General features: G+C 59.1%; 17 protein-coding genes. 8 read left to right on the top strand and 9 right to left on the bottom strand.

Going from position 1 to position 20,079, the window contains the following annotated elements; all coding sequences use genetic code 11:
- Positions 1–687 carry a hypothetical protein gene (locus tag CRD13_RS04200; RefSeq protein ID WP_141747104.1) on the bottom strand — a complete coding sequence of 229 codons (687 nt, stop codon included), beginning with the start codon at positions 685–687 and terminating at the stop codon, positions 1–3.
- Positions 688–883: 196 nt separating this feature from the next.
- On the opposite strand from CRD13_RS04200, the gene CRD13_RS04195 reads away from it, so the two are divergent.
- On the top strand, positions 884–2,110 hold the full coding sequence (locus tag CRD13_RS04195) for a M20 family metallopeptidase (protein ID WP_049171968.1): 1,227 nt from the start codon (positions 884–886) through the stop codon (positions 2,108–2,110).
- A 75-nt stretch (positions 2,111–2,185) separates the two neighbouring features.
- On the top strand, positions 2,186–3,595 hold the full coding sequence (locus CRD13_RS04190; protein ID WP_016422155.1) for an NAD(P)H-quinone dehydrogenase: 1,410 nt from the start codon (positions 2,186–2,188) through the stop codon (positions 3,593–3,595).
- 122 nt (positions 3,596–3,717) lie between these two features.
- On the opposite strand, the gene CRD13_RS04185 is transcribed toward CRD13_RS04190, so the two are convergent.
- The 5 genes from CRD13_RS04185 to pgi all read right to left on the bottom strand — a co-directional run bounded on the left by CRD13_RS04185 (position 3,718) and on the right by pgi (position 8,104).
- The gene (locus CRD13_RS04185; RefSeq protein ID WP_038627805.1) at positions 3,718–3,996 is read right to left on the bottom strand and encodes a mycoredoxin; all 279 of its coding nucleotides are present in this window, start codon (positions 3,994–3,996) and stop codon (positions 3,718–3,720) included.
- Positions 3,997–4,135: 139 nt separating this feature from the next.
- Entirely contained in the window at positions 4,136–4,666 is a 531-nt protein-coding gene (locus tag CRD13_RS04180; RefSeq protein WP_070429818.1) for a dihydrofolate reductase, read from the bottom strand.
- Positions 4,667–4,689: 23 nt separating this feature from the next.
- Positions 4,690–5,526, bottom strand: a complete 837-nt coding sequence (locus tag CRD13_RS04175; protein ID WP_069359434.1) for a thymidylate synthase — start codon at positions 5,524–5,526, stop codon at positions 4,690–4,692.
- Between the two features lie 16 nt (positions 5,527–5,542).
- Positions 5,543–6,298 carry a 3'(2'),5'-bisphosphate nucleotidase CysQ gene (locus CRD13_RS04170; RefSeq protein WP_187401324.1) on the bottom strand — a complete coding sequence of 252 codons (756 nt, stop codon included), beginning with the start codon at positions 6,296–6,298 and terminating at the stop codon, positions 5,543–5,545.
- 168 nt (positions 6,299–6,466) lie between these two features.
- Positions 6,467–8,104 (bottom strand): glucose-6-phosphate isomerase, encoded by a 1,638-nt coding sequence (gene pgi / locus CRD13_RS04165; protein ID WP_101687773.1) that lies wholly within the window; start codon positions 8,102–8,104, stop codon positions 6,467–6,469.
- Positions 8,105–8,307: 203 nt separating this feature from the next.
- Here pgi and CRD13_RS04160 point away from each other — a divergent pair, with 203 nt between their 5' ends.
- Complete coding sequence (locus CRD13_RS04160; RefSeq protein WP_187401323.1) at positions 8,308–9,789, top strand: NAD-dependent succinate-semialdehyde dehydrogenase; 1,482 nt, start codon at positions 8,308–8,310, stop codon at positions 9,787–9,789.
- A gap of 22 nt (positions 9,790–9,811) precedes the next feature.
- Here the strand turns inward: CRD13_RS04160 and CRD13_RS04155 are convergent, their stop codons facing one another.
- Complete coding sequence (locus tag CRD13_RS04155; protein WP_005509925.1) at positions 9,812–10,186, bottom strand: chorismate mutase; 375 nt, start codon at positions 10,184–10,186, stop codon at positions 9,812–9,814.
- 65 nt (positions 10,187–10,251) lie between these two features.
- Between CRD13_RS04155 and CRD13_RS04150 the strand changes: the two genes are divergently transcribed.
- Entirely contained in the window at positions 10,252–12,951 is a 2,700-nt protein-coding gene (locus CRD13_RS04150) for a UvrD-helicase domain-containing protein (RefSeq protein WP_187401322.1), read from the top strand.
- A gap of 67 nt (positions 12,952–13,018) precedes the next feature.
- Here CRD13_RS04150 and CRD13_RS04145 read toward each other — a convergent pair whose 3' ends face one another.
- Entirely contained in the window at positions 13,019–13,510 is a 492-nt protein-coding gene (locus CRD13_RS04145) for a hotdog fold domain-containing protein (RefSeq protein WP_038627827.1), read from the bottom strand.
- Positions 13,511–13,662: 152 nt separating this feature from the next.
- Positions 13,663–14,370: a M23 family metallopeptidase gene (locus CRD13_RS04140; RefSeq protein WP_016422164.1), complete on the bottom strand. Its 708-nt coding sequence runs from the start codon at positions 14,368–14,370 to the stop codon at positions 13,663–13,665.
- Positions 14,371–14,904: 534 nt separating this feature from the next.
- Here CRD13_RS04140 and CRD13_RS04135 point away from each other — a divergent pair.
- From CRD13_RS04135 to CRD13_RS04120, 4 genes are all read left to right on the top strand, one after another.
- Positions 14,905–16,734, top strand: a complete 1,830-nt coding sequence (locus CRD13_RS04135) for a DUF6350 family protein (protein WP_187401321.1) — start codon at positions 14,905–14,907, stop codon at positions 16,732–16,734.
- A 57-nt stretch (positions 16,735–16,791) separates the two neighbouring features.
- Entirely contained in the window at positions 16,792–17,445 is a 654-nt protein-coding gene (gene purN, locus CRD13_RS04130; RefSeq protein WP_016422166.1) for a phosphoribosylglycinamide formyltransferase, read from the top strand.
- Positions 17,442–18,989, top strand: coding sequence for a bifunctional phosphoribosylaminoimidazolecarboxamide formyltransferase/IMP cyclohydrolase (gene purH, locus CRD13_RS04125; protein ID WP_016422167.1), 1,548 nt, complete (start codon positions 17,442–17,444; stop codon positions 18,987–18,989). Before purN ends, purH begins: the two co-directional genes overlap by 4 nt.
- 199 nt (positions 18,990–19,188) lie before the next feature.
- A complete protein-coding gene (locus tag CRD13_RS04120) occupies positions 19,189–19,782 on the top strand; it encodes a TetR/AcrR family transcriptional regulator (protein ID WP_016422168.1) in 594 nt (197 codons plus the stop codon).
- Positions 19,783–20,079 lie beyond the last annotated feature (297 nt).

The following is a 20,079-nucleotide window of genomic DNA, read 5'->3' as shown; positions in this document are numbered from 1 at the left end:
TTAGGCAGTTCCCCAGGCTTCTGCCGCGTACTTCTTGACGACCTCGTTGTCCTTGGTCACAAGAACTCCGTCGGGGGACATCTGGTACTTGTACGAGCCGTTTTGTGCAACAACGCGGTCGCCCTCATCGACGATGATGTCCATCGATCCGGAACCCTGTGGTGTATCCGAGCGGTAGTACTTCTCGCCGGAGCGCGTCTCACAAGCAGCAGCCTTAATTCCCTGTTCAGCGGCGATAACAGCAAAGGCGCGGTCACCGTTGTCGCAGCGTGCGGAGCTGCCCACGAAGCCCAGGCCGTCTAAGTCGGAGCGGCCAGTGCCGAAGTCCTGTCCCTCCGGAGCTGTTGTCGGCTCTGAGCTCGTCGTCGTGGATGGCGAAGACGTGGTGCTCGGCGTGCTTGACGACGAGGACGATGTCGAAGTGCTCGGCGTGCTTGACGACGTCTCGGAGGACTTCGACGTAGTTGTGGTCGTGGTGGTCGTCTTGCTCGTAGAAGTCGAACTCGTCGAGGACGGCGGTGTCGAACTGGGCGACGTCGGCTGCGAGGGGGAGGGAACCTCCGGACGCTGGGGCTCATCACTATTGTTCAGCGACAGGCCGATGGCGATGCCGATGACGACCACGAGTGCGGTGGCCACGATGATGATGGGGATGCTGAGAGACTTAGGTGTGCCATTGCCGGACATGCCTATTATCATCGCAGACTTCCTCAAAATGTGAAACATCTGATAATTGAAGAGGCCAAAGTTAAAGAAGTGACTCCTGGTCATGAGTACGTCTGGCGCCGACATTCAAGCGCTTGCCGGCCACTGCTGTCGCTGGCGCAGTCGTCGGTAGGCCTCTTGTTACGGCCTGTCGGTGGAGCGCTTACACTGGAGAATTGTGATTGAGGAGTTTATTAAGCACTGGTGGGCCGAGCACGCGAACGAGATTCTCGAGTGGCGGCGGCATCTTCATGCGCACCCAGAGCTATCTCACATGGAGCACGCCACCACGGCTTTTGTGGAGGAGAAGCTGCGTGCTGCAGGGCTGAAACCAGTGCTGTTTCCCAACACCGGCTTGATGGTCGACATTGGTGAAGATGAACTCGCCGGTAGCGAAGCCGGAGGTGAATTGCCGGGGCGTCTCGCTTTCCGCGGCGATATAGACGCGCTTCCAATTACAGAGACCACGGGGCTGGAGTTTGCCAGCACCAACGATGGCGTCATGCACGCCTGCGGGCATGATTTTCACACCACGATTACGCTCGCGACGGCTCTGGCTATGGCTGAGTACCACGAGAAGCACACGTTGCCGACGCCGCTGCGTTTCATTTTCCAACCCGCCGAGGAGGTCATGGTTGGCGGTGCACCCGAGGTTATCGCTGCCGGTGCGCTCAATGGCGTTGAGCGTATTTTTGCCGTCCACTGTGAGCCGAAGCTGCGCGTCGGTCACGTCGGCGTTCGAACAGGTGCCATCACCTCTGCGGCCGACACGTTGGAGATTCAGGTGCATGGCCCGGGCGGGCATACTTCCCGTCCGCAGATGACAGCCGATGTTGTCTATGCGCTGGGCAAATTGATTGTCGATTTGCCCGGCTTGCTGTCACGACGCGTCGACCCACGCACTGGCACCGTGCTCACGTTCGGCTCCGTTCACTCCGGGTATGCACACAACGCGATTCCGTCGGAAGGCAGCGTCAGCGGCACCCTGCGCACCGCGGACATCAAGACCTGGCGCGACATCGATCCACTGGTTCGCGAACTCATTGAACAAGTCCTCGCCCCGACCGGCGCAGAGTGCACCATCAATTACGAGCGTGGCGTGCCGCCTGTGCTTAACGACGAATACTGCACCGCCCTGATTGCGGAAGCAGTGCGACGAGTGGACGAGAATGCTGTCATTCAGGCCCCACAGTCGTCCGGTGGCGAGGACTTCGGTTGGTATCTCGAGCACGTCCCGGGCGCGATGGCCCGCTTGGGCTGCTGGTCCGGCCGCGGCGACAAGCACGATTTGCACCGAGATGACCTAATCGTGGACGAGCGTTGCCTGGGCGTTGGTGTGAAACTCTTCGCTGGCATTGTTGCTCGCTATGAGGACGGCGCGCAGTCAACCATGACTGTCCGTTAGACTATGGGGGCAAAGCGGGGAAAATGCCTCCCGCGGTAGTTACATTGTGATATCCACGGCAACTTTGGAGGATTTGTGGCACAGAGGATCGTAATCATTGGCGGCGGCCCAGCCGGCTACGAAGCAGCGCTGGTTGGCGCCAAGTACGGTGCTGAAGTCACTGTGGTTGAGGATGCCGGGATGGGCGGTTCTTCCGTCCTGTGGGATTGCGTTCCCTCTAAGGCCTTCATCGCGGCGACGGGCGTTCGTACCGATATGCGTCGTGCGGACGAGATGGGTCTGCGTCCGGACTTTTCCCAGCGCAAAATCGACTTCACTGCGGTCAACGAGCGCGTTAAGCGCCTGGCTCAGCAGCAGTCCGACGATGTTCGCGCGCAGATGGAGCGTGAGGGCATCAAGATGCTGCAGGGCCGCGGTCGCCTCGATGACCACGACCCGGGCCGTGTAACTCACTACGTCACCGTCGACTTGCTCGAGGGCGGCGAGGTCACTCTTGAAGCCGACCTGGTGCTGGTCAGCACCGGTGCGTCCCCGCGCATTCTGCCGGGTGCGATTCCTGATGGTGACCGTATTCTGACCTGGCGTCAGGTCTACGAACTGGAGGAGCTGCCGGAGCACCTCATTGTGGTCGGTTCCGGTGTGACTGGTGCTGAGTTCGTATCCTCGTTCACCGAGCTGGGTGTGAAGGTCACCATGGTCGCCTCGCGTGATCGCATCCTGCCGCACGAGGATGCCGACGCTGCAGATGCCCTAGAGGAAGTCCTACTGGAGCGCGGTGTGGACGTTGTTAAGAACGCCCGCTGTGATCTTGTCGAACGCACGGAGGACGGCGGCGTTCGCGTCGTCACTTCCGACGGCCGTGAGGTCTTCGGTTCCCACGCGTTGATGACCGTCGGTTCGATTCCGAACACCGCGGATATGGGCCTGGAAGCAAGTGGCGTAAAACTGACTCCTTCTGGCCATATTCACGTCGACCGTGTTTCCCGTACCAACGTGCCGGGTATCTACGCTGCCGGTGACTGCACCGACTTGTTCCCGCTGGCTTCCGTTGCAGCTATGCAGGGCCGTATTGCGATGTACCACGCCCTCGGTGAAGGCGTATCTCCGATTCGCCTGCGCACCGTTTCGTCGGCAGTGTTCACCCGCCCAGAGATTGCGACTGTCGGTGTTTCCCAGGCTCAGATTGAGTCCGGTGAGGTCTCCGCTCGCGTTGAGGTTTTCCCACTGGCAGGTAACCCGCGTGCGAAGATGCGCTCGCTGCGCCACGGTTTTGTCAAGCTGTTCTGCCGTAAGAACTCCGGCATGATTATCGGTGGTGTGGTGGTCGCTCCGACTGCCTCGGAGCTGATTCTGCCAATTGCGGTGTGTGTTTCCAACCAGCTCACCGTCGATGACCTGGCAAGCTCCTTCTCCGTCTACCCGTCACTGTCTGGCTCGATTACTGAGGCTGCTCGTCAGCTGATGGCACACGACGATCTGGACTAATGCTGGTATCGCGACTGGCAGCATGACCGGTCGCGCTCGTAATTAAAACAAGCCGAGCCCCGAAAGTGGGGCTCGGCTTTTTGGCTGTGCAATAAGAACGTACCGATGCGCTTATGCTGCGCTTACTTGCTGGAGAGTTCAGCGTACTTAGCGGTGACTTCCTCCACAGACGGATTCGTGGCGTGCTCGCCATCGGAGTACAGCACAGTCGGCACAACGCGGTTGCCGTCATTGACGGACTCAACCCACTTCGAAAGGTCGTCGTGCTTTTCGACGTCCCAAGCCTCAAACGGAGTGCCGTTTTCCTTCAGGCCAGCAATGAGGTTCTGGCAGAAAGGGCACCAGGCCGCAGCGTAAATGGTCACGTGTTCGGTGGTCTGTGGAGTCTTCACATCAGTCATACTTAGTCCAACGCGCGGACCAAGGCCGATATTCCATTGCGCAATACGTCCGCCGGGCAGTAGCCCCACCTCAGAGCCTTGCTCGGCACCCTTCCCAGATGCTCTTCGGAGGCTTTCCTTCCGAGGCTTTTAAAGGAAGCTAATCCTCTAGACGCCGCCACGTGCAGAAGCGGTAGCGTAGGCCGGTCGTTGACGTCTGCCACGGGCCATCCTCGACACGAACCCAGTCGTAGAGGTCGGGAGCCATGACCGGTACCGGGACATTGACATCAGTATCAATGTCGGTGACCACGCATTCGTCGGCAAGCGAAAGTGCATCGCGATAGACACGCCCGCCTCCGATAATCCAAGCCGCGGGCGCGTCGGCGACGGCTGCGAGCGCGGCTTCGAGGCTGGTTGCGGACTCGGCGCCGGGGAAATCGGACACGGAGCGTGAAAGGACGATGTTTCGACGACCGGGGAGTGGTCGGAACTTGGGATTCAGCGAGTCCCACGTGCGACGCCCCATGATGACCGGTGCGCCCATCGTCGTTGTTTTGAAATGCTGAAGATCTTCAGGCAGATGCCAGGGCATAGTCGCACCGTCGCCGATAATGCCGGCCCGAGACTGCGCCCAAATCATCCCTACAAATGGGGGCCTTGCGCTGGTGGAAGCGGTGGACTCGTTCATGTCGACACTCACCTTTCGCTGACTTAGACAGCCACCTGACCGCGAATCAGAGGATGCGGGTCGTAGCCGATGACCTCAATGTCCTCGTAAGCGTAGTCGAAAATGCTGTCGGCCTTCCGAAGCTTCAGCGTGGGGTAGGGGCGTGGCTCACGGGAAACCTGCAGTTCGCACTGTTCAATGTGGTTGTCGTAGATGTGGCAATCACCACCGGTCCAGATGAACTCACCAACATCCAAGCCCGCCTGCTGCGCCATCATGTGCGTCAACAGTGCATAGGAAGCGATGTTAAATGGCACGCCTAGGAACATGTCCGCGCTGCGCTGGTAGAGCTGGCAGCTGAGCTTGCCATCCGCGACGTAGAACTGGAACAGCAGATGGCACGGCGGCAGCGCCATATTGGAAATCTCGGAGACATTCCAGGCGCTGACGATGTTGCGGCGGCTATCCGGGTTGGACTTCAAAGCCTCCAGCGCCTGTGCAATCTGGTCGATGTGGTGCCCATCTGGAGTGGGCCAGGAGCGCCACTGTACGCCATAGACTGGGCCGAGGTCGCCGTTGTCGTCTGCCCACTCATCCCAAATAGTCACCCCATGATCCTGGAGCCACCGGACGTTTGAATCGCCGCGGAGGAACCACAGCAGCTCGTACACGATGGACTTCAGGTGCACCTTCTTAGTGGTGATCAGTGGGAAGCCCTCGCTCAGATCAAAGCGCAGCTGGCGGCCGAACACTGAGCGAGTGCCCGTGCCAGTGCGGTCTGATTTAGCTGCTCCGTCAGCGAGAATTTCGCGCAGCAAATCCTCGTACGGAGTCTTAATGCCCTGATGAGCCTGTGTCGTGATGTCAGTGGAGTCGGTCATAGCCGCCCTAGCTTACCTACTTCTGCTCTTGATCCTTGAATTCCTTTACCAGTGCCAGAATCCCCTCCGACAGGTCCGGTCGGCAGAACAGCATATCCGGCAGGAAAGTATCGACATTATTGTAGGTCGGCGCGGAGCCGTCTAGGCGGCTGACAAAAAGTCCTGCGGATTTAGCGACACCAACCGGCGCTGCCGAGTCCCACTCGTACTGACCACCGTCGTGGATGTAGGCGTCGTAGTCACCGAGCAGCACGTGCATTGCCTTCGCACCAGCGGAGCCCATCTCCACCAGCTCCATGCCTAGCTTGTCAGCGACGTACTTCGCCACAGCCGGTGGGCGAGTACGCGATACGACAATCTTGCCCGCACGCGGCCCCTGCACAGCCTTGGCCTCACCCGTGTGGAAAACCTGGCCGTGATCCGGCAGACCAACAGCAGCGTGGGTCGGCTGACCGTCCTCTACTAGAGCGACATGAACTGCCCAGTCCTGGCGCCCCGAAGCGAACTCACGCGTGCCATCGAGTGGGTCAATAATCCACACCCGCTTTGAGTCCAGGCGCTCACGGTTATCCGCGGCTTCCTCCGACAGCAGTCCGTCGTCCGGACGGTGCTGCTCTAGTACGCGGGCAATCCACTCCTGTGCCAGTGCGTCGCCGGCATCTCCCAGAATGCGGCCACGCAGCAGGCCTACGTTGCGGACACCCTTGAGAATTTCACTGGCGCCCACGGCAAGTCGATAGGCAAGAACATCATCTTCAATGTAGGCAGACATGACTTAGATACTATTCGCTTTTTCCCGACCCCGCTTTACGACGGGATGCCGCGCCCCATCCTCACCGCAACCGAGTGGCCATACAAATAACAAAAGTCCGCCCGCAGCGAGAATCAGTTCAAGCCGAAGGCGGACTCTTAGCTATCTAGGCCAATTGGCCAGAAGACGTTAGCGCTTGTCGCGGTACCACGTCAGCAGCGCATCGGTAGAAGCGTCGCCAGAATTAGGCGCCACTTCACCGGTAACTGCAGGCAACAGGTCACCAGCCTGCTGCTTGCCCAGCTCGACGCCCCACTGGTCGAAGGAGTTCAGGCCCCAGACAATGCCCTCGACAAAAGTAATGTGCTCGTAAAGTGCAATCAGCGCACCGACAGCGTCCGGGGTCAGTTCCTCAGCCATGATGGTCGTAGTCGGACGGTTACCCGGCATGACCTTGTGCTCCACGAGCTCCTCTGCAATGCCCTCTGCGCGAATTTCTTCTGCGGTCTTACCGAAGGCCAGCACCTTGGTCTGTGCGAAGAAGTTACTCATCAGCAGGTCGTGCATGGAACCTTCGCCAGATGCCGTCGGCAGATCCTGGCGTGGGCGGGCAAAGCCGATGAAGTCAGCCGGAACCAGGCGAGTTCCCTGGTGAAGAAGCTGGAAGAAAGCGTGCTGGCCGTTCGTTCCCGGCTCACCCCAGAAGATTTCTCCGGTGTTGTAGTCCACCCTCTTGCCGTCGGTACGCACGGACTTACCGTTCGATTCCATGGTGAGCTGCTGAAGGTACGCCGGGAAGCGAGAGAGATCCTCGGAGTAGGGCAGTACGGCATGCGACTGGGCGTCGAGGAAGTTTGAGTACCAGACATTCAGCATGCCCATCAGTACCGGCACGTTCTGCTCCAGCGGAGCGTTGAGGAAGTGCTCATCCATTGCTCGGAAGCCCTGCAGGAAGCGCATGAAGTCCATCGGGCCAACGACTGCCATGATGGACAGGCCGATGGCGGAGTCGACGGAGTAGCGGCCGCCGACCCAGTCCCAGAATCCAAACATGTTCTCAGTGTCGATGCCGAATTCGGCGACCTTTTCGGCATTCGTGGAAACGGCAACAAAGTGCTTGGCGACGGCTTCTTCGCTACCCAGCTGCTGGATAAGCCAGCGGCGAGCTGCGTGAGCGTTGGAGAGCGTCTCCTGCGTGGTGAAGGTCTTGGAAGCGACAATAAACAGCGTGGACTCCGGATCGACCTCATCCAGAACCGCCTGCAGGTCAGATGGGTCAACATTAGAGACAAAGCGGGCATCAATGCCGGCAGTGGCGTAGGTGCGCAGCGCCTTGGTCACCATTGCCGGGCCCAAGTCGGAGCCACCGATGCCGATGTTGACCACAGTCTTAATAGTGTGACCCGTGTATCCCAGCCAGTCTCCACTGCGGAGGCTGCGAGCGAAATCGCGCATGCGGCCGAGCGCCTCATGCACGTCGGCAGCGACATCCTGGTCGCCGACGGTCAGATTTTCCTCTGCTGGCAGGCGCAGCGCGGTGTGCAGCACGGAGCGGTTTTCAGTGGTGTTGATCTTGTCACCGCGGAACATCTTCTCGCGTGCTTCTTCGATTCCAGCTGCACGAGCGAGCTCAACCAGCTCGGCAAAACCGTCGAGGCACATCAAGTTCTTGGAGAGGTCAACGTGGAGAGTGCCCGCATCGAAAGTCAGCTTCTCAGCGCGGCTATCTTCATTCGCGAAAAGCTCACGCAGCGAGGTGGCGCGAACATTGTCCACGCGCTTAGCCAGCTGAGCCCACTGCTCGGTTCCAGTGATATCTACAGTCATTCCTGCTCCCAGGTAATTTTTGACGAAATGCACTTTATACATCCCCAGACTAGTTGCGTTTTGGCGCTCTCGCCGGGCGGCTGGATTCGACCAGGCGTGACCACAATCTGCCAGCAACTCGAGTCCGCTGTGCTTATGCGTCGCCCCATCCGCCACCTACGAGCCCCTAGCCCGCTTCAGCAAAGACACCTACCCTGGAAAATATGACTGATTTCACTCCCGATTACGACAACATCCTCAAAGACGTCCCCACGGGTCTTCTGCTCGGCGGTGAGTTCCGTCCTGCGTCGAATGGCGAGACCTTCGATGTAATTAATCCCGCCACAGATAATCCGCTGGTCAAGGTCGCTTCTGCCACTGAAGAGGACGCGAAGCGGGCGCTTGACGACGCCGTCGCCGCCCAGAAGGAGTGGAAGGCAACCCCGCCCCGCAAGCGCAGCGAGATTCTCTACCGCGCATTTGAACTCATCCGTCGGGATGCAGACAAGTTGGCCCAGCTGCAGTCCCTGGAGATGGGCCGTGCGCTGCCGGATTCCAAGGCCGAGGTCGGCTACGGTGGCGAGTTTTTCCGTTGGTTCGCTGAGGAGGCTGTGCGTATCTCCGGCGATTACCGAATTTCTCCGAGCGGAACCTCGCGCGTCGCGGTGATTAAGCAGCCGGTCGGCCCGGTTTTGGCTATTACGCCGTGGAATTTCCCGCTGGCTATGGGTGCCCGCAAGATCGCCCCGGCACTCGCCGCCGGCTGCCCGGTCATTATTAAGCCCGCGTCCAAAACTCCGCTGACCATGCTCTACCTGGGCAAACTGCTTATCGAGGCCGGTGTCCCCGCAGGCGTGATCTCCGCGCTGCCAACAGGACACTCAGCCAACGTTTCGGCCCTGCTTTCCGATGACCGCCTGCGCAAGTTCACCTTCACCGGTTCCACCGAAGTTGGCCAGATGCTCGCTGCGAAGGCCGCGGAAACCTCGATGAAAGTCTCCCTTGAACTCGGCGGAAATGCTCCGTTTGTCATTCTCTCTGATGGCGATGTCGAAAAGGCTGTGCAGGCAGTCAGTGACGCCAAGCTCCGCAATGGCGGCCAGGTGTGTATCGCCCCGAATCGCTTTATTGTTCATGAATCCAAGAAGGATGCGTTCGTCGAGGGCGTCGTCAAGCGTTTTGCGGAACTGAAGTTGGGCGAGGGCACCGACCCTGCGACGGACCTTGGGCCACTCGCGCTGCGCGATCAACAGGAAAAGGTTCGTGATCTGGTTGATGATGCGATCAAGCGCGGTGCGAAGGTCGAGTGCGGCGGCAAGATTCCAGATCTCGGCGGCGCGCTTTCCGACGGCTACTTCTTCGAGCCCGCAGTTCTGACCGATGTGCCCGAGGATGCGGATATTGTCCGCGAAGAGATTTTCGGTCCAGTGGTTGCGGTGACAACCTTCACAGACGACGACCGTGCGATTGAGCAGGCAAATGACACCATCTTTGGCCTGGCTGCGTATGTGTTCAGTGAGAACCTGACCAAGGCGCTTAGTGCGGCAGAGGCGCTGGAGTCCGGCATGGTTGCGGTCAATAAGGGATCGCTGTCGGACCCGTCGGCGCCGTTCGGTGGTGTCAAGCAGTCCGGCCTTGGCCGCGAGGGTGGCTTCACCGGTATCGATGAGTTCCTAGAGGAAAAGCTGATTTCCCTGGAAGGCTAGACGGGCGAGTAGCTGGCGAGGGTTAGCCCAGGCGACCGCGTCCCATGCGCAGCAGCGCCGACGCGATCGCCGGGCCCTCTGGGCCAAGTGCGTCGCGGAACTCGTTGATGATCTGCACCTCTCGGCCGTGCACGAGACGTGTGCCGCCAGATCCCAGGCGGGTTTTGCCGACGGCCTTACTGATTGCGGTGCGGCGTTGAATGGCATCGATAATCAGCCCGTCAAGGCGGTTGATTTCCTTGCGGTACTGTTCGATCTCCGCGGAGCTCAACGGGTCATCGGTGCCGGTGGGGGTGCGGACTTCAAAAGGGGATACTGCCGCAGCTTGCTGGCTGTGCTCAGCGCCGTCGGTGTTATCGGTGTGTGCGGCGGGAGTGTCCGCAGGGTTTTCGCTCATAGTTCTTATTGTGCCAAAGGATTCGAACAGTCCAATCCGGGGGCTCGGCTACTGTAGTAGCCATCATGGGAAATGAAACTGGAATGCTGTTCGGGTCCTTCAATGCTGACGATGGCCGCAGTGGCGATAGCCATGCTGGTTCGAACCACGGTGAGTCGGGCGGTGCTACGCCTGGCCGCGGTGGTTTCGGCCACTTCGCCGGCGCTGGTAGCAATAGCGCGCCGAGTGGCGCTGCCAGCTTTGGCGGCGGTTTTGGCGGCGGCTTCGAGCCCAGTTTTGATTCAGAGTCGCTGCTAGAGGGGCTTAATCCGCAGCAGCGCCAAGCAGTGGAGCACATTGGTTCACCACTGTTGATTGTGGCTGGAGCTGGTTCGGGAAAGACGTCTGTGCTGACGCGCAGGATTGCATACCTAATCGGTGCGCGTGGAGTGCTGCCAAGCCAAATTTTGGCTATTACCTTTACCAATAAGGCCGCTGCCGAGATGCGCGAGCGTGTGGCCGGTCTGGTCGGTGACCAGGCGCAGCGTATGTGGGTGTCCACGTTCCACTCCATGTGTGTGCGCATCCTGCGCATGCAGCATGCGCTAGTACCGGGGCTTAATTCCAATTTCTCTATTTATGATTCGGACGACTCCCGGCGTTTGCTGTCCATGATTGCTAAGGACATGGACCTGGATGCCAAGAAGTTCACCGGCCGCGTGCTCTCGTCGCGTATCTCCAATCTCAAGAATGAGTTGATTGACCCGGAGAAGGCCATCGCGGATGCCTCGACGACGCGCAATCCTTTTGATGACGTCGTTGCACGGGTTTACCTGGAGTACCAGACCAGGCTGCGGGCGGCTAATGCCGTGGATTTTGACGATCTAATCGGTGAGGTCGTTCGGATCTTCACCAGTCACCCGCAGGTTGCAGAGTATTACCGTCGCCGCTTCCGGCATGTGTTGGTGGACGAGTACCAGGACACCAACCATGCGCAGTATGTTTTGGTCTCGACGCTCGTCGGCAAGCCCGGTGGAGATGTGCCTCCGAGTGAGCTGTGTGTGGTGGGCGATTCGGACCAGTCCATTTATGCCTTCCGTGGTGCGACTATTCGCAATATTGAGGAGTTTGAGAAGGACTATCCGGAGGCCACGTCGATTCTGCTGGAGCAAAACTATCGCTCGACGCAGACGATTCTGTCGGCGGCCAATGCGTTGATCGCGCGCAATGAGAATCGCCGGGAGAAGAAGCTGTGGACCGATCTCGGTGAGGGCGGCAAGATCAAGGGCTACGTAGCGGACAATGAGCACGATGAGGCCCGGTTTATTGCTAACGAGATTGAGCAATTGGTCGATTACGGGCCGCACTCGTACTCGGATGTGGCGATTTTCTACCGCACCAATCATTCCTCCCGTGCTCTAGAGGATGTCTTCATTCGTATGGGCGTGCCGTACACGGTGGTTGGTGGCACCAGGTTTTATGAGCGTAAGGAAGTACGCGATATTGTCGCCTACCTGCGCGTTATTGAGAACTTCGACGATGATGTTTCGCTGCGTCGCATTATCAATACGCCGCGGCGTGGAATCGGTGACCGTGCGGTGGCGCATGTGTCGCTCTATGCCGAAGACGAGCGGTGCTCGTTTGGCACGGCGCTGCGTGCCGTAGCTGAGGGCAAGGTTCCGGCGGTGGCGGCGCGGAGTCGAAACGCGATGGCGGCGTTCGTCGAGATGATTGATGCTCTGGCGGCGGATATGGCATCCGGTGAACTGGCCGATATCGGTGACTTGGTCAACGCGATTATTGACCGCAGTGGATACAAGTCGGAGCTCGAGCGCTCCAATGATCCGCAAGATGCCACGCGCCTGGACAACCTCAATGAGCTCGTCAGCGTTGCGCGGGAGTTCTCTGCAGAGGCGCGGATGATGTCGTCGGTGGATATTAGCGCTGATGTAAATGAAGGCTCTGGCGCTGCAGCTGATGCTGAAAGCGGTGCTGATACCAGTGGCGAGTCCGAGGTGGAATCTGAGATCGCGAATGACCTCGCGCGTGATTTCACGGCCGACTTCGACAACGATGGGGAAGCAGAGCCGGGAAGTCTGCAGGCATTCCTCGAGCGAGTTTCTCTGGTGGCGGATGCGGACCAGATTCCGGATGATGACACCGGTGTAGTGACGTTGATGACGCTACATACGGCCAAGGGCCTGGAGTTTCCGGTGGTATTTCTCATCGGCTGGGAAGACGGACTGTTCCCGCACCTGCGCGCCCTGGGCGATCCGAAGGAGCTGGCCGAAGAGCGGCGTCTGGCCTATGTCGGTATTACCCGTGCTCGCAAGCAGCTGTATCTCACGCGAGCTGTGACTCGGTCCTCGTGGGGTTCGCCGCAGAATAATCCTCCCTCACGTTTCCTGGGGGAAGTCCCAAGCGACCTGATTGATTGGCTGCGCGAGGCTCCGGCTCGAAGCTGGGGCGCCGGTTCTGGTGGTTTTGGCTCTGGTGGCTACGGCGCGGGCAGCGCGTTCGGTCGTGGCCATGGTGCCTCGTCGGGCTTCGGTTCCAGCTCGGGCTTCGGCTCTGGTGGATCCTCTAACTCTGGTGCGTCATCCCGAAAGAAGAATCAGGTCTTGCACCTAGAGCCCGGTGACAAGGTTGTTCACGACAAGTACGGCTTAGGCACTGTGCTTGAGGTCCAAGGGGCCGCGCCCCGGGCAACTGCGATGATTGACTTTGGATCCGCAGGTAAGGTCCGCATGATGCTTATCGGCGGCGTGCCCATGGAGAAGTTGTAAAAGAACAACCACCGCCCGACTGGCCGTCCCTACCCGCGGCCGTGCACGTGCCACTATCGCGTGGAGGCTACTTAGGCTTCTTCGCTGTCACCCAGCAGTTGATGGTGGCATCTTGTACTTCGGTGCCGTTGGCATCGGTCAGCACGATGTGGACGGGAAAATCTACCCCACCAGTCTCCGGTGTGATGGTGGAGAAGTCCGGCAACTCAGCCTTGGCCACAGCCGTCAGGCCACCAACGGAGATGCGCTTGTAGTTCGTCGTCATGCCCTTTGGAACCCAGCGATGCGTTGTCGGTACGCTGGCCTCACAGAGCATGCCCATCGCGAATTCAGCGAGGTTACACGCAGCAATCGCATGCACGGACTTAATGTGATTACGCACGCCCCACCAAGCGGGCATGCGCGCTACCGCCAGTCCAGGCTGCATCGTCTCTAGCTTGGGACAGATTGTGCGGAAATATGGCGCCGTCAATGCGGCGGTTAAGGAAAATAGACGCTTGCCGACGACTGGAGTCGCAGCCAACTTCTTCCACATGCGGAATGTTTGAGTCTCTGCCATGTGTCAAGAGTAAAGCCCCAGTACCGGCGGCGATGCCGGTTTCTGAAAAATTTAATCAGGGGAGGCTTGCAGCCGCGGTCAAACAGGGGCCGGTGCACAGGTAGGGCCTTCGCAGAGCGGCCAGGCTTGCTCGTACCTGTGCCGATACCTGATTAGTTCAGGTTCAGACCACGCTGGATGAACCAGGTCACCGGGTCGACCGGAGTGGTGCCATCCGGGTGGATCTCGAAGTGGAGGTGCGTACCGGTGGAGAAGCCGCGGTTGCCCATACCGGCGATGACCTGACCAGCTCGGACAGCTTCTCCGACAGCAACGTAGATGGACTCGATGTGGCCGTAGACGGAAACAGAGCCGTCGTCATGGCGAACGCGAATCCACTGGCCGTAGCCCTGAGCCGGGCCTGCATCGATAACAGTGCCGTCCATGACGGACATGATTGGGGTGTTGGTGACGTTAGCCAGGTCGACACCGTAGTGGAAGGTTCCCCAGCGTGAGCCGAACGGTGAGGTCAGCAGCCCCACGGTCGGGATGGAGAGTTTCGGAGCGCGGGCAGCCTGGTCGCGAGCAACGCGCTCCTGGTTGTACTGCAACGCCGTAGCGAGGTGGTCGCTGAGGTTAGTGCTCGGATTGAAGGAGCTGGAGGCCAGCACCATCGGAGCGTTGTTCTTCGGCTGAGCAGCGCGGGTCTGAGTCGAAGCTGAGTTCTCCGGAGCCTTATTCTCGGTCTCAGCTGCGTGGGCGACCGCGTTGGAGGAAGCGATCGTCGATGCGGACAGTGCGACCAGTGCTGCGCGAGAAGTTGCGGAAACCTCTACCTTGCGGTGCTTTCCGCCTCCGCGACGAGCATTGAAAAACGTCACTTCAATCTCCCTGCCAACGAAACTCTTTGTAACCCAACTGTTATCTAACTTCTGCGATAATAACGGTTCGATATAGGGCAAGCAACTTGTTTTTAGAGAACTTGTTCGCTGATTCGTCAGTTTCAGTTCAATAGGGCCGTGCTGTGGCCGTGGGGCTGTTGTCTTGTATCACGGATCCGGTGAAGCGCAACCGGTGTGTTGCCAGGGGATTTATGGCGGATGCCCCTTAATCGAGGGGCTGGGTAGGGGGATCGGCAAGTAGTTTCCGGGTGAACTAAGGGTGTGGTCGCGGGGGTGGCAAAAAGTAACCCATCGGCGTTGACAAATGGAAACCAAAGGTGAAGCCACTTTGGGGGGGGAGGGGGCAAAAGGAGATCGGACTCAACGGATACCGTCCGTCCTGGGATCCGTACCTTCAAATTAGACTCTGCAATGCCTAAACAAAGAGGCGTTGTATGTATGGCACTATATGGCCATGGCTGTGACGCACCCTTGCGTGGCACCCTATCTATATAGGTGGGCAATCAGCTGTCAATGATTAGACGCGGGAAGGACGATGTCACTGTGAAAGGCGCGGATTCGCGGAGAGGTTCCTCCGGTAGCGATCGAAATCGGCGAAGCCGCACCGGTGCCGGTGGCAGCGGCGGGGGTTCCCGTAGCGTCCGCAGCGAGCGCACTGCCCGCGCATGGCAGAATACGCAGGCCGGTCAGACTGGCGGTGCGCGCAGCGTCGGTGCCGACAGCAATCGAGCCGCCACGACGAAGATGAAAGCGGGGGGCTCCGGAACGTCGTCACGCAAGGGGCGTCCCTCGGGGTTCCGTCGTTTCATTAACTCGCCTCGTACACGCCGGTTTGGGCTGTCTGTTGCCGGTTCTTACGGCGTCGTATTGCTGTTCATCATCTCGGTAGCTCTGATTGGCGTCATCGTCAGTGGCGCTGGAATGTCTCCGCTTCCAGCGAGTATCGCGTCGATGTGGATGATCTTTAACCTCGCGCCGTTCCGTTTTAACGGCACGACGCTGGGGCTCACACCAGCACTGCCCGCGGTGCTGATGGTGTTGTTCATCGCCTGGCGTGTACGCCGCGAAGTCGCTGACCGCATCAGCATCAAGGATGTCCGCGCGTTGGTCGGCGCGTATCTGGGCACGCCCATTGTTCTCACCATCATCGCGTGGCTCATGCTTTACGACGCGTCGAAGGTGTTTCCCCGCGTTCAGACCCCTAGTTTCGGCCTTGCGATTGCAGCCGCGCTGCTTGTAAATCTCGTGGCCTTGGTGCTGGGAATGGGGCAGCGGTTGCTGCGTGCACTACTGCTGCGCCGGAAGCTGCCGGAGTGGTTGCTCGGGTCGGCCCGTCTGGCGGGCAGCTACGTGGCATGGCTGTGGCTGGCCGGTGTTGTGGTGACACTCGTTTCGCTGATTTGGCATCGAGAGTTGCTGGCAGAGACATTTGCAATCACGGATACCGTCGGTGAAAGTGTTGCGGTCAGCGGCCTCTCGCTGCTGTACCTGCCAAATGTGGCCTTCGGTGCTGTCGGTGTGCTGGTGGGCGGAAAATCGACGTTTGGGCCAGCGGAGGCTGGGCTGTTCGCAGTGCACCCGGCTCAGCTGCCACCGCTGCCGATTTTGGCTGCCATGCCTCAGTCGCTGGTGCACTGGGCTTTCGGAGTGCTGATTGTGCTACCGCCAGCCGTTGCGGCTTGGCGCGTCGTGGCATTCCTGAAGAAATCTGCACCGAAGCAGCCCTACCTGGTCGTCGTTCTCGCTGCCGTGTGGTCGATCATCTTCCTCATGGGGCTGGCTTGGCTGCTCGGCGGTGAGGTTGGCATCTTTGGGTGGGCCGGTGCCTCCTGGTGGCTGACTGGACTGCTCGGCTCGATGTGGCTGGTTGTTCCGGGGGCCATCGTGGTTGTTGCGATGACCGGTGTGCCGTCACTTGGTAGGGACAATGGAGTCTCGGAAGTGGCCGCCGAGAAGTTCCCGCCGAAGCCTGCGGGAGATGGAAACGGTCATGCTGAGGCTGAGGATGCCGGCGACGCCGATAAGTCCGACAATGACGGGAGCGGTTCGGAGGAGTCGGAGGAGATTGTCGACGGGGAAGTCGTAGCGACCTCCGAAGATGAAGCGACCTCCGAAGACGAAGCCGAGTCCGACACAGAGGAGGAATCAGAGTCCGGTGCTGAGTCTGAAGACACTTCAGAAGACGCTGAGGAATCGGACGACTCTGAAGAGGATTCAGAAAGCGCCGCAGGCGGAGAAGCATCGGGCGAAGTAGATGCGACCGACGAGGACGAATCCGATGAGGACACCGAAGACTCGGAGGAAGGCGGCGACGGGGAACCGTCGTCAAGCCAAAAGAGCTAAGCCAACTTAGGGGGAGCGGAATTTGGGGTCTCTGCCGGGCTGGGTAAGCTAAACGCCGTGACTGAAGCACAGCCCGTCGCAGAAATTTCGCACAATAATTCCTCCAGCAAGCAGCTCCGCATCGTAGTCCTGGCCTCTGGCCTGGGCTCCCTTTTGCAGTCGATGCTGGAACTGCTGGACGCTGAAAAGGTTCAGATTGTCGCGGTTGGTTCGGACAAGGATTGTCCGGCGCTGGAGAGGGCTCAAAACCTCAATATCCCAACTTTTCGGGTGCCTTTCGATGCTGAGGCAAAGAAGGACCGAGAAGGTTGGGATATTCGTGTTTTAGAGGCCGTGAACAGTTTTTCGCCGGATATCGTTGTCTCGGCGGGTTTCATGCGCATTCTGGGGCCATCATTTGTGGAGGCCTACAGCAATCGCATCATTAATACGCACCCAGCGCTGCTGCCGTCCTTCCCAGGGGCGCGTGCGGTACCGGATGCACTTGACTACGGGGTGAAGGTCACCGGCACGACCGTGCATATCGTTGATAATGGAGTGGACACCGGGCCGATTCTGGCGCAACAGCCAGTGGCCGTCGAGGACGACGACACGGTGGAGACCCTGCACGAACGAATCAAGGTTGTCGAACGCCGACTCCTGGTTGATGTATTGCACTCGATTGCCGATCACGGAATTGAGCGTGACGGACGAAAGGCTTATCTGAAATGACCAACGACAACACGCAGCGTAAACCGATCAAGCGCGCTCTGATTAGCGTCTACGACAAGACTGGGCTCGAGGAGCTGGCTCGCGACCTGCACGAGGCTGGCGTGGAAATCGTTTCCACCGGTTCCACGGCTGGCAAGATTGCTGCAGCTGGCGTGCCTGTGACCCCGGTTGAGGATCTCACTGGTTTCCCGGAGTGCCTCGAGGGCCGCGTGAAGACGCTGCACCCGCGTGTTCACGCCGGCATTCTGGCTGATACCCGCAAGGAAGACCACCTGGCTCAGCTGAAGGAGCTCGGTGTGGAGGCTTTCCAGCTCGTTGTCGTTAACCTGTACCCGTTCCGGGAGACCGTTGCCTCGGGCGCTTCCTACGACGAATGCGTGGAGCAGATCGACATTGGAGGCCCGTCGATGGTTCGCGCTGCGGCGAAGAACCACCCGTCGGTTGCCATCGTCGTCGACCCGGCTCGTTACGGCGATGTCGCTACCGCCGTGAAGGAAGGCGGCTTCACCCTCGAGCAGCGCCGTGAGTTCGCTCGCGACGCATTCCTGCACACCGCTGATTACGACGCAGCTGTGTCCAACTGGTTTGTTGAGCAGCTCGGTGGCGCTGAGGGATCCACTCCGACTCCGCTGCGCTACGGCGAGAACTCTCACCAGTCGGCAACTCTGACCCGCATTGGTACCAAGGGGCTGGCAAACGCCAAGCAGCTGAACGGCAAGGAGATGTCGTACAACAACTACCAGGATGCCGACGCCGCATGGCGTGCCGCCTGGGATCACGAGCGCCCGTGTGTGGCAATCATCAAGCACGCTAACCCGTGCGGCATCGCAGTCTCGGATGAGTCCATCGCCGCAGCTCACCGCGCAGCTCACGCATGTGACCCGATGTCCGCATTCGGCGGTGTCATTGCCGTCAACCGCGAGGTCTCCGTTGAGATGGCCGAACAGGTCAAGGACATCTTCACCGAGGTCATCGTCGCTCCGTCCTACGAAGACGGTGCCGTTGAGGTGCTGAAGGCCAAGAAGAATCTGCGTATTCTCGTCGCCGAGTACGAAGCACCGACCACCGAGAACAAGTTTATCTCGGGTGGTCTGCTCACCCAGGATCCGGATACTTACCAGGCAGAGGGTGATAAGCCGGAGAACTGGGAGCTGGCCACCGGCGAGGCATTGAATGCTGAAGAGCTGGCTGAGCTCGAGTTTGCATGGCGCTCCGTCCGCGCTGTGAAGTCCAACGCCATCCTGCTGTCCAAGAACAACGCCACCGTCGGCGTCGGCATGGGCCAGGTCAACCGCGTGGACTCCGCAAAGCTCGCCGTTGAGCGCGCAAATACGCTTGCCGACGGAGAAAACCGTACTCAGGGGGCCTACGCTGCGTCCGATGCCTTCTTCCCGTTCGCTGACGGTCTGCAGGTCCTGATTGATGCCGGTGTGAAGGCAGTTGTCCAGCCAGGTGGTTCCATCCGTGACGAAGAGGTCATAGCTGCTGCCAAGGAAGCTGGCGTCACCATGTACATGACAGGTACTCGTCACTTCTTCCACTAATTCCTTACTGGATTAGGGGCTAACCGCCGCGGTGCTAACTGTCACCTCGGCGGTTTTTCTCTACCCGGACGTGTGGGGACCTGTGGGCGAGGATGTGTGTCTGTTGTCGAGCCGTGGTCTATGTGAACACACGCTGAGGGCAGGCGCTGGTGATAATTATGCAGACGAAATGGCTCCAATGCGTTTAACATAAGGGCTTATGTCACGTAGAACCGAAGCGCGACGGCGTCGAGAAGCAGAGATTCTCTCCGCTGCTGCTGCGATCCTGGCCGACCGAGGGTTTCATCAGACTCGGTTGGAGGATGTTGGCTCCGCTGTCGGCATTTCTGGCCCAGCTCTTTACCGTTACTTCAGCGGCAAGGAAGAGCTGTTGGCGCAGATCCTCATCGATATTTCTATCCGACTTGTCGATGGTGCGCGAGCAGTTCTCGATCGAGCAAAGAGCAATGATTGGGAGCCAGAGGAGACTCTTCGGGGCCTCCTTGCGCATCACGTGCATTTTGCAGTCACGGAGCCCGATCGCATTCGTGTCCAAGAGCGCGAAGGGGGAAATCTGGCGCCAGAGCAGAGCGCAAAAGTGCGTTCCTTGCAGCGTCTTTACATGGTCTTATGGGTGGACGCTCTGCGTGAACTACAGCCCGAACTCACCTCCGACGAGGCGCAGCTTAAAGTCCAGCTCACCGCTGGGTTGATTAACTCTTCCAGGCATGTGCTCAAATGGGCGGGCCCCGAGGCGACAAGGGAAAATGCCTTTGAGATGGCCCTCGCTGCGCTGGGCATTAACAACCAATAATCCGTATTCATTCTTCTGCCGTCTGGCCTCACTGTGCTCAGCAGTGTGAGGTCAGGCGGCTTTGTTGTGCGGTGCAGGGCGCTCACATTCAGTTGAATTCACCCCCGAAACAGATTTCTAGGGGAAACATAAATCTCTATTGGAAACATGTTGCGACCTCGGGGAGAGGTGTGTATTTCAAGCTGCATAAAAGACTTCCGGGGGTGAAAGTGTGGTCTAAGAAACAAAATTTGTTGTGAGGTGACTGGGGTCACATTAATCTTTTCGTCAAGAAAGTTAATAGTCATTAACGGAAAG

Origin of the sequence: Corynebacterium sp. LK26 (genome assembly GCF_014335085.1) — a bacterium.
In the GTDB taxonomy this organism is placed as follows: Bacteria; Actinomycetota; Actinomycetes; order Mycobacteriales; family Mycobacteriaceae; genus Corynebacterium; species Corynebacterium jeikeium_D.
Note: the sequence above shows the minus strand (reverse complement) of the source record. Positions and strands in the feature narration are given on the sequence as shown.